The organism is Streptomyces sp. NPDC026659 (assembly GCF_040638245.1).
GTDB lineage: Bacteria > Actinomycetota > Actinomycetes > Streptomycetales > Streptomycetaceae > Streptomyces.
On record NZ_JBEZXY010000016.1, the window covers coordinates 65425 to 81148 of the forward strand.

Consider the following 15724-nt stretch of genomic DNA (forward strand, 5'->3'; position numbering starts at 1 on the left):
CCGGATCTCTTGCCCTGAGTGAGGGAGGGTGCGAGCCGGTCCGCGCTCCGTTCTCGAATCCAGTGCACTGGCTGACGCGAATAGCGCAGATTCAAGTCATTGCCGAGTGCCGGATCCCCATTGATTTCCGGGTTTTCCCGGGGGCGTTGTCAGCGGCGGCATCTAGCTTTCATGAACGGCTCGGAAGCAGGGAGCGGCATGGTTTTTCCGGTCCGTTTCACCGAGCATCACGGTGCCGTCGTGTGCAGGGGGAGATGGTGTTGCGTTCGCGGATGTGGTGGCAAGAGGTCGTACCGGGGGACTGGTACGTGTTCGGGATGCCGGAAGGCCTCGTGAAGGAGCGCTATCTCGCCCTGTTGGCCGCTCTGGAAGAGCTGTCCACGCGCGGGCCGATGGCGACGCTGTCCGACATCACCGCCCAGCTGAAGGCAGTCGGCTACCACGACCCGCTGCCGGAAGCTGAGCTGCGCGCTTTGCTGGACCAGCTACTGGCTTGGAAGTTCGCAGAGCCGTTTCACGACTACGCGGCTCCGCTGCGCAGCCTGCAGGGTCTGTCGGCGCGTGAGGAGGCGTGGGCGCTGACGCAGCGAGGACGCGGTGTCGTGGCCGCCGTGCGCACCGCAGTTGTCGATGTGGTGCGTGCTCTGCAACTGCCCAGCCGTCTTCTGGACGGGGTGCAGGACACGCTGCGGGAGATCCTCGGTCACCTGAAGGACGATCACGGCCGGTTGCCGGGCGATCTGGAGGACGTGCGCACCCGCATCGACGAACTGCAGCGGGTGACGGCTGACTTCTATGCGGCTCTGGCGAGGATGGTGCAGTCCGACGTGACCGATAACGACGTGTTCGGTGACAACCGCGACCGCGTTGTCGAGGCGCTGCGCCAGTTCCCCCGTGAGTACGGGCGCGGCCTGCCACGGGTGGAGGCGGCGCTTGCCGAGCTGCGGGCGGCCGGGTTCGCCCGCACTGTGGAGGCCGCTGCCGGGCATGCCGGGCTCCTCGACGTGGCCGACCAGCAGCACTGGATCGACGAGCGTATCCGTCGCCTGACTGACCTGGATGCATGGTTCCAACCGGACGGAACCGTGCACAGGCTGATCGACTCGGCCAGCGGAGCGGTGCACACCCTGCTGGTTGCCATCGACCGTCGCTACATGGCCCGTCGGCGCGGCAGTGACCTGGGCGTCGACTTCAGGGCCCTGGCCTACAGCCTGTATCGCCAGCCGGATGACTCTGAGGCCCGTCGGGTGTACGCGGCTGCGTTCGGGGACTGGCCCGCCTGGCACGCGGTCATCGGTGCCGGCGAGGAGGACGTCGCTCACGGCACTCCCGCCCACTCCGGCACTGGCCGTCACCAGGTCGAGGTGACGCTGCGGGAACACGAGCGGCACGGTCGCACCAGTGGACGGCCCCGAAGGGTGCCCGACACGAGCGCCGACCGGGCAGTGGCCCACGCCCAGGCACAGGCGCTCGCGCAGCGCCGCCGCTATCTGGCCGGGCTGCTGGCCACCGACGGCGAGGTCGGCCTTGAGTATCTGGGCCGACTGCCGTTCGAGGCGGCACTGATCCTGCTCAATGCCGTCGAAGTCGCGCTCAGCCAGTACCACCCGCAGGACGGGCTGGGGCGGGCGGCCGTCGACGAGGCCGGCCTGGAAGTGACCGTCAGGGCTGGCCGGCCCCACATCACGGTCACCGTCGAACTGGCCGAAGGGCACCTGTCCGGGCCTGAGCTGTGGCTGGCGGTCACCTCCCAGGGCCACACATCCTCCGTTGACCGCGCAGCTGAGTCCCGGGCGGCCGGGCAGAACTGGAGCGTGGCATGAACGACAGCCTGCTGCTCGACGCCGACCTGCGGGCGAGTGCCCGCCTGCTGGCCGCGGCCGGCAGGCTCACCGTCGAACACGAACCCGAGCACTACCGGGTGGCCCTGCAGGGTCACCCGGCCCTGGCCGAGTTCTTCCGCACCGAACTGAACTGGACCCTGGAGGTCCATGAGGTCGCCGGCCTGATCCGTCTGCACAAACGCCGCCAGGACCCGCCGGGCGACCGAGGCCCGAGGCTGGTGCGGGAGAAGAAGCCGCTGGCCGGCACCCTGGTGATGATCCTCATCTGCCTGGCCTGCGAACAGTTGTGGCGCCGCCCGCGCATGAGCGTGCGCGAACTCCTGCAGGCCATCGCTCAGGTGTGCGCGGCCGATACCACCGACGCGCGCCTGCCTCGCTTCCCGGTCGTTGCCACCGACGACGTCAGCAAGCAGCAGGCCCGTCACAACCGCCAAAGCCTGGCCGACGCCCTGAAGATCCTCGTTGCGGAAGGCACCGTCACCGTCGACGCCGACCTCGACCGAGTACTGGCCGAGGAGGACGGTGACCTCATCGTCACGGCCTCCCGAGACCGTCTTGCCAGCAAAATCTCCTCACTCTCACCCACCCTCCTGCAACTCGATGGCGTGCCCCCGGACCGGCACGCCGCCGCCCTGTCCGCCGAGTCCCTTCTGGACCACACCGCCCACACGGCAGAAGATGCCCCCACGCTGGAGCAACGGCGTCTGAACGCCATCCGCCGCCTGGTCGATGACCCCGCCGCCGATCCCCTCAACGACGACACCGACACCACCCCCTACCTGCACACGCTGACCGGACGCGAACGCGCCCTCAACGCCGTCGCCGCCCTCGGGCTCACCGCGACCGTGCGCCGCGACTGGTGGCAGGTCACCGATCCCAGCGGCCAGTCCAGCAGCATCGACTTCCCCAACGGCCGACGTACGGAACGCCAGGCGGCCCTTGCCCTGCTGGCCGTCCTTCCCGGCCGCGAGGACCCCGCCGCACCACTGACGCTCACCGACATGGCGGAACTGTTCAGCCAGATACGAGCCCGCCAGCCCCGCTGGGCCGCCTCCTACGAACGCATCTCGGCGCTGGCTCGCGCCGCGGCCGCCGAACTGACCAGCGTCGGCCTGCTCGCCCCTGATCCGGACCGCCCCGACACCTGGCTGCCCACACCTGGCGTGCACTTGTGGCGCGTCCGCGTCCGCCAGCCTGCCCCGCCACCCGCACCGGCCGCCGCCCCGCCCACCGACCCAGCACTACCCCTGTTCACGCCGCCCGGTACGGCCGAGACCGCCCCCACCCCCGATGCCGCGCGCCAGGCGAGCCAAGGAGACGACGGATGAAGCCCACCGAGCACCCCGCCCTGCACCTGAGCCTGACGGAGGCCGACGGGCCGTTCGTCGCCGCCCCCACCGCCGAGGGCCGCTGGCAGCCCACGCGTGCCGGCATCGTCAACTCCTGGGCCTGGGCCAGCGAACAGCTCTACTTCTCCGGCGGCTGGCTCGCCCTGGTCGGACCCAATGGATCCGGCAAGTCCCTGACCGCCTCCATGCTGATCACCGTCCTGCTGGACGCCGACACCTCCCAGACCGCACTGTCGGTGTCCGGCAAAGCCGCCGGCACCCTCACCAGCCGGCACACCGACTTCAACGACCGGGAAGACCGCACCGGCGTCTGGTGGCTCGAGTACGGTCTGCACGACCCGGCCGACGGCACCACCCGGTATCTGACCACCGGCCTGTGGCTGCGGGCCACCGCGGGCCACCTGCACCGCGCCTTCTTCCTCGCCCCCGGCCGGGTGGGCAGCGACCTGGTACTGGAACAAGACCGTGAGCCCGTCGGCCTGGACGCGCTTGCCGCACAACTGTCCGCATGTCAGGGCGAGATGTTCACCGACTCCAAGACCCTGCGCGGCTCCCTGACCAAGCTCACCCCCCAGGACGAGCGCTCCTACCGCCACAACGTGCGCACCCGCCTGTTCGCCCCGCTCAACGAGGTCCAGTTCGAGGCACTGCTCGCCGTCCTGCGCTCCCTGCGCAGCGTGCGCACAGCCGAAGCCATTTCCCCCACCCGCATGCGGCAGGTCCTCACCGACGCCCTGCCCGCCCTCGACACCGACAACCTCACCCAGATCGCCGAAGCGATGGAACGCATCTCCGAACTGGAACACAAACTGGAGCGCACCCGCCAGGAAGCCAAACTCCTGGAAGGCACCGACCGCAGCTACCGCCGCTACCTGCGCACCGTGACCCAGGTCGAAGCTGCCGCCCTGACCGCAGCCAACACCGAGTTCGACGACCAGGCCCGCAACTTCAAGCGGGCCACCGACCAGCTGGATGCCGCCCAGCAGGCTTCCCGGGACGCGGCCCAGGAGCAGGCCCGCGCGCAGAGCGACATCTCCCGCGCCCGGGGGCAACTGTCCGCGGACGAGGCACTGCTGAGCGACCATGCCGGAGCCGAACTGCCGCACCACGAAGAACGCGCCCGCGACCTCGCCGCCCAGGCCGAAGCCGCCGCCCAGCGCGCACGGACGGCTAGCACCGACGCCGACGAGGCCCGCCGCAAGGCCGCCGACAGCCGAAACGACGCCCAGGCCGCCCAGACCCAGCTCACCCGGATCTCCGGAGACCTGCGCACCACCGGCAATGCTCTGGGAGCCCAGGCCGCCTGCGAACACCTCATGACCGCATCGGCAGCCCTCGCCGCGGCCGGCCAGGGCGCCGACACCACGTTGGACACAGCCTGGTTGTGCAGCCACCCGCTGGCCTGGGCGGAAGACCACCAGCGCCAGATCCAGGCCGTCGACCGGGCCCTGCACGACTACCAGCACATGCAGGCCAACCAGCGCACCGCCGCAGACGAACAGCGTGCCGCCGAGGACGCGGAAGACACGCGCCGTGAGGCGGCCCGCCAGGCCACCGGTGACCGCCGACGTGCTGAAGAGGAACTGTCCGCCCGTCTCCACGACTGGCAGGCCAGCGCACCGCTGCTCGGCCCGCTGCCGCCGCAGCTGACCGCACAGGGCGAGGCGGAGGAGCGCACCGACACCAGCCAGCTCACCGCCTGGCGTGCGTCCGCAGCCGCCGCGGCCCGCTCCCGCATCGACCTTCCCGGGCACCAGCAGAAGGCAACCGCCGACGCCGCCCTCGCCCAAGCCGCAGTGCGCATCGCAGACCAGGCCCGCATCGACCACGCCGCAGCGAAGGAAACCGCCGACGAAGCCGGCGCCGCCCACGAAACCGCCCTGGACCACGCGCACACCCAGACAGAAGCCGACAACAGCCGCCGCACCCAGGCCCACCGCCTCCACCAGCAGACCCGCCACGACGCACAGGCCGCGCTGGAGGCAGCCGAACAGGCCCGCACCGAGGCCGACGCGGCCGCCCTCCAGGCGGTGCGCGACTGGCTGAGCCAGGTACACACCTGGCGCGGGAACCTCACCCACCTGTCCGCCGACCACCTCCCTCTGCCCCACCCCACCGCGCCGGCAGCCGACCTGCACGCCCTGCAGCCCGCCGACCTCACCCTGGCTGCGATGCGTGCACACGCCCAGGCCGCACCGCGGCTCCAACGCCAGGCCGAGCACGCAGCCCGGCAGGTCCAGGCCGCCACCGAAACCGTCAGCGCCCTCACCGAAGAACTGCACCAGGCCCAGCGGGCGGCCCCCGTCCCAGCACCTCCGGCCTGGCGTGCCCGCACCGACAGGGACGGCGTCCCGCTGTGGGCACTCGTTGACTTCGCCCCCCACCTGAGTGCCGACGACGCCCACCGGCTGGAAGGAGCCCTCCTCGTCGCAGGCCTCCTGGACGCCCTGGTCACCCCTGACGGCCGGGTGTGCGACGGCGACCTCACCCTCACGCCCACCGCACCCGCCCAGGGACGCACTCTGGCCGACCTGCTGGTCGTCGAAGACACCCCGGCCGTCGACGCCGCACGGGTACGCGAAACCCTCGCCGCTATCCCGCTCGATACGCCCGGCAGCGACCCGGCATCCGGCTGGCTGGCCCACGGTGTCCTCACCGCCAGCGCTCCCGCCGGATACCAGGCCGCTTTCATCGGCCGCACCACACGGGAAAGGACACGCCAACAGCGAGTCCAGCGCCTCGAAGGCGAACTGGCCGCCGCCCACCGCACCCTCAGGGGCGTGGAAGGACACCTGGCACGCGGCCGCCAGGACATCACCGAAGCCGCCGCCGAACGCGACAGCCTCCCGCCCGCCGCCCGCGTTGACGACGCGCGCCGACAGGCCGCCGACCGGCACGCGGCCGCCGAAGCCCTCAAGCACAGCACCGCCACGGCCTTGGCCGACGCCGACCGTGCTCTGGAGCGGATTCTGGCCGAACTCGCGGCAGCCGCAGCTGCCCGCAACGCCGCCGTCTCCGCCGCTGCCCTCACCCACGAACACGCCCGGCGCAGCGCGGCCCGCGCCGCCGAAGCGGCCCAGGCCGCCGCAAAGGCCGCAGCCGACCAGGCGGCCACCGCTCAAGACAGCGAAGACGCACGCGCCCGCGCCGCGGACGCCCAGCACGCCGCCGACGCTGAACACGAAGCCTTCCCCCGCTCGGCGATCGAAGCCGTCGAGGCAGCCCACACAGCCGAGGACACCGCCGAGCAGGACCTGAACCGGGCGCGCGCCGAAACCCTCAAGGCCACCGGCCGTCACGAACAAGCCTCCCAAGCCGTCAGCGAAGCACTGCGCGCACTCAACCGCGCAGCAGCCCTGCCCGCAGGCGACATGCTGCGCACCGAACCGGACCATCTCGACGCCCGCCGGAACACCGCCGCCCAGCTCGTCGGCCACATCCAGGCCTGGGCCCCGGCCGCCCAGCGGGTTGCCGACCTGCTCAAACGGGCCGACGGCGACCGCCAGGAAGCCGCCGAGCGCCGCACACGCCACACCCAGGCCGAGCGGGAAGCCGCCCAGTCCCAGCGGCGCGCCGAAGAGGAAGCCGCCACGGTCGCCGAGATGCGTGCCCTGCATGGAGCCAAGTACCAAGAGCTCCAAGTCCGCCGGGACGCCACGGCCGAGAAGCTGCGGCAGGCCGAAGACCGCGCCGAACAGTGCCGCGGACGCCAGCAGGATGCCGACCAACAGGCCAGTGCCGCCCAGGCCACGCTGGGGATGCTCGTCCCGCAGCGGGAAGCCGCGGAGAAGCACCGCGATGCCTGCATGGCCCGGCTCGGCCGCCTGGCCGACGAGCGCCTCGCTGCCGTTCCTGACGACCTGCCCACCACCGACTCCGGCCGCCCCGCCAACCTCACCACGGGACTGGCCTGGGCCAGGCGCCTGCTCGCCGACGCCCCCGGTGGCACCGACCGCCGCACCGCCCTGGTACGCCAGCGCGACCGGGACCTGGCCCTGCTGGAGACCGCCGCCCGCAAGGCCAGCACGGGCCTGGCCGGCTTCGACCGGCAGGTCACGCTGCTGAGTATCGAAGACACCCCCTGGCGGCGTGCCGTCGTCGCCGACCCCGCCGCGGTGCGAGGTCAAGACGTCCCCGCCGCCGTCCAGGACCTCAAGGCCACCGCGGCCCAGCTCGAGGACGATCTGCGCGCCGACATCAAGCAGGTCCTCAAGACAAGCCTGTTCACCCGCCTGCAGCGCGACATCCAGCTGCGCCGGCAAGCAGCTGTCGAGCTGGTGACCCAGATCCACGACACCCTCAAAGACGTCCGAACGGGCGTGGCCCACGTGGGCGTCCAGGTCGAATGGGACGTCCGCGACGACCCCGAGGCCCAGCGCATGGTGGACCTCATCGGCAAGCCGCCCTCCGACGACACCTTCGAGCAGATGTATGACGCGCTGCGCCAGCGCATGAACGAAAAGGCCGGCGAACCCTGGGCAGAACGCGTCGCCCACACCTTCGACTACCGCAGCTGGTACGACTGGAAGATCTCCGTCACCCACGCCTCCTTCGAGGCCGCCGGCAAGGAGAAGTTCCGCGAAATCACCGCCCGCTCCAACCCGTTGGAGGCCCTTTCCACCGGTGAGAGGCGCCTGGCCACCATGCTGCCCCTGCTGGCGGCCGCCTGGTCGATGTACTCCGCCACCGGCTACGCCGGCCCCCGCCTGCTGTCCGTCGACGAGGTCGACGCAGCCTTCGACGAACGCAACCTGCGCCAGGTCTTGGCCCTGCTGCGCTCCTGGGACTTCGACGTCCTGGCCACCGCCCCGTTCATGACCCCCCTGATCAAGCGGGAGACCCAGCGCGCCATGGTCCACGAGGTCGTCACCGCCGGCAGGCGCCGCATCACCGTCCCCTGGCTGTGGCACGGCCACGGCGAACCCCAGCCCCTCACCCTCGACATGACCGCTGCGCAGCCCCAGGACACCCCGTGACCGCCGACCGCACCATCCTCGCCGCCGACCTGGAACTGGCCCCGCTGTGGCAGGCCATCCACGACCGCCTCAGCGCCGGCAGCGCCCCGGCCGACATCGCCACCGTCATCGTGCCGGACCTCGCGCCGGGCGCGGTGGCCGCCCTGAAGTCATGGCTCGACACATCCGCCCAGCGCCGACGAGGCCGCACCCGCGTCCCCCGCACCGACCGCGGCGTCAAAGTGCCGCTGCCCCCGCTCCTGGACGCCCTCGGCCTGACCACGGACACTTTGCAGTCCTTGGTCGAGGACGCCGTGGGCCGTGCAGTCGTCAACCGCAGGCACGGCCGCCTCGCCGCTGCCGAACTGCGCCGGGAACTGATCCGCCATGCACAGGAGCAGCTGCCGCATCTGCCCCGGCTCCGGGCCAGACTCACCTCAGGAGCCGACGAAGAATCAGCTGCCGCGATGCGCCGCCTCATCGACTCGCTCGCCTCCATCACCCGCCGCCTCCCGCACACCCCACCCCGCGCTCTGGCCAAACTCGCCCACGACCACGCCGGCGACCCGCACTACTTCGACCTTGCAACACCGGCCGGACAACGTCTGGTCTCCGCTGTAGCTGAACTGGCCGGCCAACCCGAACCCGCACGCCCCGACCACATCCGCTCCCTGCTCGCCGGGCACGGCATCATCGCCGACCGGCTCTCCGCCACTGTCCTGCTCCACCGGGTCCGCGCCCTCGGCGACGGGCCTATCGACCGACGTCTCAACGAGGCTGTCACCCCGGTCGCCCTCAACCTCCTTGACCTCATTCACACCCCGCCCCGGCTGGCGCCCGAGCCCCTTACCGTCGTTGAGAACCCCTCGGTCCTGGAGGCGGCTCTGGAATGCGCCAGCACCCAGCCCATGGCCTGCACCAGCGGCCAACTCCGTGCCGTCGACCACACCCTGTTCCAGCTGGCTGTCGACCAGGGCGTGCCCCTGCACTACGCAGGAGACCTGGATGCCGCTGGGCTGCACATCGCCGCCACGGTGCAGCAGACCTACGGAGCAGTGGTCATCGCCATGGACACCGCCCTCGTGCGCGAAGCAGGTGACCGGCCGTCTGTCATCCCGCTCGGTCCTCTCCCGAGCAGCTGTGATCCCGCACTGGCCGCCCAACTGCAGGCGGCAGGACGCGTCCTGTTCCAGGAACACGACGCCGTACTCACGCGCCTTCTTGACCCGGCGTCCTCACAGCGGGAAGCCTTGCACCCTGCCCCACGGCAGGTGGGGGAGTGACCCCCGGTGCGCGGATGACGCAGGCAGAGTGCCGACCCACGGGGCACGCGGTCCTGCCGAAGAATGTGCGACGTGTCCTTCGCGACCAGCGGACGCATATATTTGACGCACGGTTCACCTATTTTCAGTCAATCTTACGACTGGCTGCATATCTCCCTGGTAAACGCCCTCCCCGTTGTGTACAGACCGTTACGATGACCGCATCAGTTCTCTGACACAGGGTCAGCGATCCGTCTCAGAACAGGCGTTCGCGCCGCGAGGAACAACACACAGCCCGTCGGCTCCGACGCGGCGCGGACATGCGGTTGCTGCCCAGTCACTGGGCCTCTCGCAAGAGATTCACGGGGTGGGTCATGTCGGGCGAATTCGCTCAACTCGTCGTTGACGAGGCCATCTTTCACCTGGTCCCGACGCAAAAGCGGAACGACCCGACACCGGCGCAAGTCGAGTTCAGCGAGGCGCCGTGCACGCTCACCGAGGATGTGCGCGGCAAGATCCAGGCCAACTTCCGGGCCGTGCTCGCCAGACATGGGCGCCCGGTCATAGAGGAGCTCGAGGTCAAGAAGTCGACCCTGCCAGACCGCGTCTACGAGTACCTCGTCGAGCAGCGTGACCTGGTGAGCGTCTCCACCGACCTCGCCGAACTCCTCTTCGACAGCCAGAAGGGGAAGGGGAACAGTTCCGCCGGTCTCCTCCTCGTCGCCTCGGCCCGCCTCGCCGGCAAGAGGGCGCTGCTCATCGTGAAACTGGAGCAAGAGGGCGGGTTCCGGGCCGACGATGTGCTCGTCGACGGCAAACGCACCTTCGACATGAGCTACGTCACCAACCTCCTGATGACCGAGCACAACAAGGTCTACAAAGCCGGCCTGTTCTGCGTCGACGGCATCCCCGAGGACGGCCCCATCGAGGGATGGGCGGCTGACAAGCAACTGTCGGGCAAGATGGCACAGTTCTGGCTGCAGGCCTTCCTCGGCTGCCAGCAGAAGGAGGACCCCAAGCGCCTCACCCAGAAATTCCACGAGGCAGCAGTCGACTGGGTCGACAAAAGAGTCGACGACCCCGAGAAGAGCGTCGACTACCTGATGGCTGTCCTGGTCGAACTGCGCTCCCACACCCCCACCTTGGATCCCACCGCCTTCGCGGCCGATCACCTCGAAGACCCCTACGACCAGGACAGCTTCCTGGCCTACCTGGCCAGTAAGGACGTCCCCACCAACATCTTCGACAAGGACATAGAGCGGGTGGCCCCCCGCCTGAGCGAGCTACAGATCGGCTTCGCCAGCGGCATTTCCATCGTCGCCCCCGTCAAGCGGGTGCGTGAGGACATCAAGATCGAAGAACACACCGACGGCACCTCCACAGTCACCGTCAGAGGCAAGATCACGTCCACACGCAGCCACTACAGCGCACGCAAAACAGACGGCCCGCATACAGACGTTCAAGCACCCGGAGGGGCCTCCGCCGAGTGAGCGTCGTCAACGACGCCTTCCACCGGTATCAGGCGGAGCTCCCCAACGTCCGGAAGGCGGCACAGCTCACTGCCGCCCTGCTGCGACGCAAGACCGCCCGCGCCCACATCACCTGCGAAGTTGCTCACCGGGCCAAGGAGATCGGCAGTTTCGTCACCAAGGCCTATCACAAGGAATACGCCGACCCCTGGAACCAGATCACGGACAAGGCCGGCGTCCGCATCACCGTCCAGCACAAAGGCTTCCTCAACAAGGCTCTCGAGGTGGTCAAGGACAACCTGACACTGGTCGAAGACCCCCAGGACTACCGAGAGCAGGAGGACGTCGAGGGCCAGTACACGCTGCAGTACCCCCGCCTGCACGTCCAGATCCTGGCCGCTGGCGACCTCAGGGACGGCGACGGCCGACCCTACGAGTGCGAGATCCAAATCCGCACCGAAGCAACTGACTTGTGGGCCCGCATGTCCCACCGGCTGCTGTACAAAACAGGCACCACCGACGTACCCCGCGATGTCAGTAGGTCGCTGTACCGTTTGATCGCCCTGGTCGAACTGTACGACCTCGAGGTCGAACGGGGGGTAGACGTCTTGGCGCAGCACCCTGACTTCACCCGCACCAACCGACTCCTGGCCCAAGCAGAGTTTCTCTACCGCACGTTCACCGAGCACGAGTACCGACGCGACCTGTCCGAAGACATCCTCGACGTCCTGATCGAAACCGTCGAGCGCGAGCCCGACTACCCCAACAAGTTAGCCCAGTTCGCCGAAGAGCACCGCCAGCAGCTCGAAGATGCCTACCGCGACTACGGCCCCACCAGCGAACTCTTCTTAACCCACGGCCGCTACATACTGGCCAGCCAGCCAGAAAGCCTGATCATCTTCGAGCGCCTGAGCACCGCAAAGATGCTGCTGCGTAGCGTCTGGGACGACGAATTACCCGAGACCATGCTCAGCGACATGGCAGAGATCTGGAGCATCCACCTGTGACCCGACCGCCGCAGCACGAACCCTCCACGGTCGTGGCCGCCACCGCCATGTTCGTCGAAGTCCTCGTCGTCGGCATCGGCTTCCTCACCGGACTGGGCATCCTGGCAGCTGCCCTCGCCGGCCCCGACAACATCCGACGTCTGGCTCCCGCGGCTGGCACCCCCCTCGCGGCGGGCGCGGCACTCGCGTTCGCCTACGCCCTGGGCATCCTGATCGACCGCGCTGCCGACACCGCCCTCGCCCCCGCACGCCGCAGGCTGCGCGCCCAGTCCTTCTCCACGTCCGCCGCCTACGCCCAGGCCTGCGTGAAGCTCGCCGAGAGCCCCGTCCTGGTCGCCCGCGCCGACTACGCGCGCTCCCGCCTGCGGATCTGCCGCGGCTGGGTCCTCAACAGCATCCTGCTCACCCTGGCCACCGATCTCGCACTGGGGCGCTACCCCGTCGAACACCGGGCCCTGCTCCTCGCCACGGCCACCGTCCTCGGAGCCCTGACCACAGTCGGCTTCTACCTGTCGTGGCACACCATCACCGCTACCGGCTACCGCAAACTGGCCATCCAGACCGCGCATGCCCCCACGCCGACCGTGCCCTCCCAGCCCCCGACCCCTGCACCGCAGAGCCCCTGACCGGCGCGCAGAAACGCACGCCACACACCAGGCGAATGCAGAGACGGCTGTGACAGCGGGGGAGAACTGACAGAATCGGATGACGCTTCCGCCCCTGGCCGGCCGCGCACGCCCGGAGACCCCATGCCAACGCACACGCCCCAGGCGCCCGATCCCCAGCCGCTGACCGTCCGGGACGTGCCTGATCTGGGGCTGGAGCTGCCGTCACGCCGCAGACGGCGCAAGCCTCTTCCACTGCACGAGGACCAGGAAGAGGCCCTCCGCAGGATTTTGAAACACCTGCGCCGGCCTGGCACCCGCGGGCTGTACGTGGCCGCCACCGGCACCGGCAAGACCCTCGTCGCCAGCCGCGCAGCCCATCAGCTGGCATGCCGACTGCTGTTCGTCGTCCCCACCCTCGACCTTGCCGCGCAGACCGCGCTGGCCCTGCGCGGCGACGGCCACCGCGAGCCCGTCGTCATCGTCTCCTCCATGGACGCGGCCGCCCATGACACTCTGGTCGACGCACAGGTCGCCTCCGTCACCGACTACCACCTCCTGGCCTCCCTGCTCGCAGCCGTCGGCACCGGCACAGACGCGCTGCCCGGCCTGGCAGTGGTGTGCACCTACGACTCCCTCGACAAGATCGAGAACACCCAGCACACCGCCTACCAGGTACCACCGTTCGACCTGGCGGTCATGGACGAGGCACACCGGATCGCCGGCCGAGCCGACAAGAAATGGGCCGCGGTCCACGACACCACACGCATCCGGGCAGAGCGCCGCCTCTACATGACCGCCACCCCGCGCGTCTTCGCCGCACCCGATCTCGCCGAGTCCGCAGCCCTCTCCCGCCCGCGCGGCCGCCTCCTTATCGCGGGGGAGAGGAGCGATGCCCGCGCCAACTCGATGGACAACCCCGCCGTCTACGGCAAGAAGATCTTCGAATACCCCCTCGCCCGCGCGATCGAAGACGGCCGAGTCGCGGACTACCGGATCATCGTGCCCACCCTCACCGACGACGACCTGCGCACACGCCTCAATCTGCCCGCCCCCGGCACCACCGCGGACCAGCAGCCCGCCACCGACGAGGCCCTGCGCACCACCGCCCTGCACCTGGCCGTCCTCAAAGCCATGGCCACCCACCAGCAGCGCCGCGTGCTGGTCTACTTCAACCTGGTCGAGGACGCCAAACGCTTCACCCGCGAACTCCCCCACACCCTGCGCCGTCTCCGCGCCCACACCCCCGACCTGTGCCCCGACACCAGCCCTGAGGTCTTCTTCGTCCACGGCGACACGCCATCTGCGCAACGCGCCGCGACCTTCGCCGAGTTCGCCGCCGCACCCTGCGCCATACTGGCCAACGCCAAAGTCATCGCTGAAGGCGTCGACATCCCCAGCGTCGACGCGATCGTCTTCGCCGACCCCACCCGCAGCGTCATCCGCTGCGTCCAGGCCCTCGGCCGCGCCCTGCGCCTGTCCGTCAGCGGCAAGATCGCCAGCCTCGTCATCCCCGTCTACATCCCCCCGGGCACCGACCCCACCGACATCCTCGGCACCGCCTACGAACCCGTCTGGGCCATCAGCACCGCCCTGGCCAGCCACGACCACCGCATCCTCGAACGCCTTCCCGGCAAGGCCAACCGCCTACCCAAAGAGATCAGCGATCTCATCCAGCACCGCTGGCACTTCGACTTCACCATCCATCCCGAGCACATCGCCCGCGCACTCGATCTCACTTCCTTCAACCCCCACGACACGGCAGTCTCCCGCTCCCGCCGGGCCGGCCTCGCCGCCGCCCAGGCCTACCACGACACCCACGGCCACCTCGACGTCCCGGCCGACTGCACCGACTCCTACGGCTACGCCCTGGGCACCTTCATCACCACCATGCGCGACGCCCGCACAGCCGGTCGACTGGACGCCGACTGGATCGCCGAGCTCGACACCCTGGACATGATCTGGGACAAACACGCTGCCACGTGGCGCGCGCAGCTCACCGCGGCTGCCGACTACCACCGTATCCACGGCCATCTCGCCGCCCCCACAACCACCCCCCTGGGGGCCTGGCTGGCCGAACGGCGGTCTCTGGCCGGCAACGGCCGCCTCGAGCCGGCACGCGCGGCAGACCTTGCCGCCATCGACGCGGACTGGCGCCTGCCCCACGGCCCGGACTGGCACCGCAAATACCATCTCTTGCGCACCCACGCGGAGGCCGGACACGATGTGACCGCCCTGCGCCAGGACACGGTGATCGCCGACGTCAAGATCGGCGGATGGCTGCAGCGGCAACTGGCCCGCTTCTCCGCTCTCCACCCGGCTCAGCAGGCCCTGCTGACACGTATCGGACTCACGCCGCCCGCCCGCTCCGTTCCTCAAGTCCGTCCCCCGCGCCGCACGTTCGCTCAGACCGTCCAGATCCTCGAGCTGTTCCTTCACCGCGAACGCCGGGCACCGGCCGCCCGAGAAGAGATCCTGGTCGATGGCCAGCACGTCAGGATTGGCGCTTGGCTGGCCAAGACCCGGACCAAGGGTCGAGCCGGACAACTGCCCCCCGACCATGAGGCATTGGTGGCGGCGCTGTTCGACGGTGACTGGATCAGCGACTCGGCACAGCCCGTCCCGCTGGGCTGACCCGTGCTGAGCCACGTCACCATCGCCCCGTCCACTTTGCAGGTCGCCCGGGCGGCAGATACCCCCGTCAGTTAAGTGAGGGCGCCCGGTGGGCAAGCCCGCTATCACGCAGGTCGACGGTTGAGCATCCGATGAAAGGGATTGGCAAGGTTCCTTTCGACGCCCGATGTCCCAGTAGCCCAGCGTGACAGCTGTCAGGACGATAAGTACACCGATCCATGTCGTCCACGCTCCAGCGACAGAGTAAGCAGTTCCAAACCTCCAAGGGGGAGAAGGGCGAGATCCGGAAAGTCAGATACTTTTTCCAAGGAAACAGCGACCGCACCAACCGCAGCCAGCAAAGCCCGCGTCAGCGGGCTTTGAGAGCTGAAGGCGAAGCCGGAAGCTCAACAGGCAAGAGAGCGAAGCGACTTGCCTGTCTCCTCGTCAGCGGAGCTGACGAGGAGTTTTTCCCGAAGCGAAGCGAAGGGAAAAGGGAGCCGGCTTGCCGGCTCCGATCCGCAACGCGGATCGGTTCAACGCCCACGCGAAGCGTGGGCGTTGACGCTGGGAGGCAGATCGGTAGATCACACGTCTGAAATACAGTCACTGGTGGTTTT

The 15724-nt window shown here is 69.4% G+C and carries 8 protein-coding genes; all 8 read left to right on the top strand.

From position 1 onward, the window contains the following. Positions 1 to 242 precede the first annotated feature (242 nt). Entirely contained in the window at positions 243 to 1823 is a 1581-nt protein-coding gene (locus tag AB0E91_RS30385) for a DUF2397 family protein (RefSeq protein ID WP_361788449.1), read from the top strand. Further along, on the top strand, positions 1820 to 3172 hold the full coding sequence (locus AB0E91_RS30390; RefSeq protein ID WP_361788451.1) for a hypothetical protein: 1353 nt from the start codon (positions 1820 to 1822) through the stop codon (positions 3170 to 3172). The genes AB0E91_RS30385 and AB0E91_RS30390 overlap by 4 nt, the downstream gene beginning before the upstream one ends. Continuing rightward, entirely contained in the window at positions 3169 to 8169 is a 5001-nt protein-coding gene (locus AB0E91_RS30395) for an SbcC/MukB-like Walker B domain-containing protein (RefSeq protein ID WP_361788453.1), read from the top strand. The genes AB0E91_RS30390 and AB0E91_RS30395 overlap by 4 nt, the downstream gene beginning before the upstream one ends. Further along, positions 8166 to 9431: a DUF2399 domain-containing protein gene (locus AB0E91_RS30400; protein WP_361788455.1), complete on the top strand. Its 1266-nt coding sequence runs from the start codon at positions 8166 to 8168 to the stop codon at positions 9429 to 9431. Before AB0E91_RS30395 ends, AB0E91_RS30400 begins: the two co-directional genes overlap by 4 nt. Before the next feature lie 353 nt (positions 9432 to 9784). Then, complete coding sequence (locus AB0E91_RS30405) at positions 9785 to 10900, top strand: nucleoid-associated protein (protein ID WP_361788457.1); 1116 nt, start codon at positions 9785 to 9787, stop codon at positions 10898 to 10900. Then, positions 10897 to 11886: a hypothetical protein gene (locus tag AB0E91_RS30410; protein ID WP_361788459.1), complete on the top strand. Its 990-nt coding sequence runs from the start codon at positions 10897 to 10899 to the stop codon at positions 11884 to 11886. Before AB0E91_RS30405 ends, AB0E91_RS30410 begins: the two co-directional genes overlap by 4 nt. Then, positions 11883 to 12512, top strand: a complete 630-nt coding sequence (locus AB0E91_RS30415; RefSeq protein ID WP_361788461.1) for a hypothetical protein — start codon at positions 11883 to 11885, stop codon at positions 12510 to 12512. The genes AB0E91_RS30410 and AB0E91_RS30415 overlap by 4 nt, the downstream gene beginning before the upstream one ends. Before the next feature lie 123 nt (positions 12513 to 12635). Beyond that, positions 12636 to 15125, top strand: coding sequence for a Helicase associated domain protein (locus tag AB0E91_RS30420; RefSeq protein ID WP_361788463.1), 2490 nt, complete (start codon positions 12636 to 12638; stop codon positions 15123 to 15125). Positions 15126 to 15724: the final 599 nt, after the last annotated feature.

Coding starts and splice junctions, on each gene's coding strand:
- AB0E91_RS30405 (WP_361788457.1), top strand. CDS start 9,785: ATGTCGGGCGAATTCGCTCAACTCGTCGTTGACGAGGCCATCTTTCAC.
- AB0E91_RS30420 (WP_361788463.1), top strand. CDS start 12,636: ATGCCAACGCACACGCCCCAGGCGCCCGATCCCCAGCCGCTGACCGTC.
- AB0E91_RS30395 (WP_361788453.1), top strand. CDS start 3,169: ATGAAGCCCACCGAGCACCCCGCCCTGCACCTGAGCCTGACGGAGGCC.
- AB0E91_RS30390 (WP_361788451.1), top strand. CDS start 1,820: ATGAACGACAGCCTGCTGCTCGACGCCGACCTGCGGGCGAGTGCCCGC.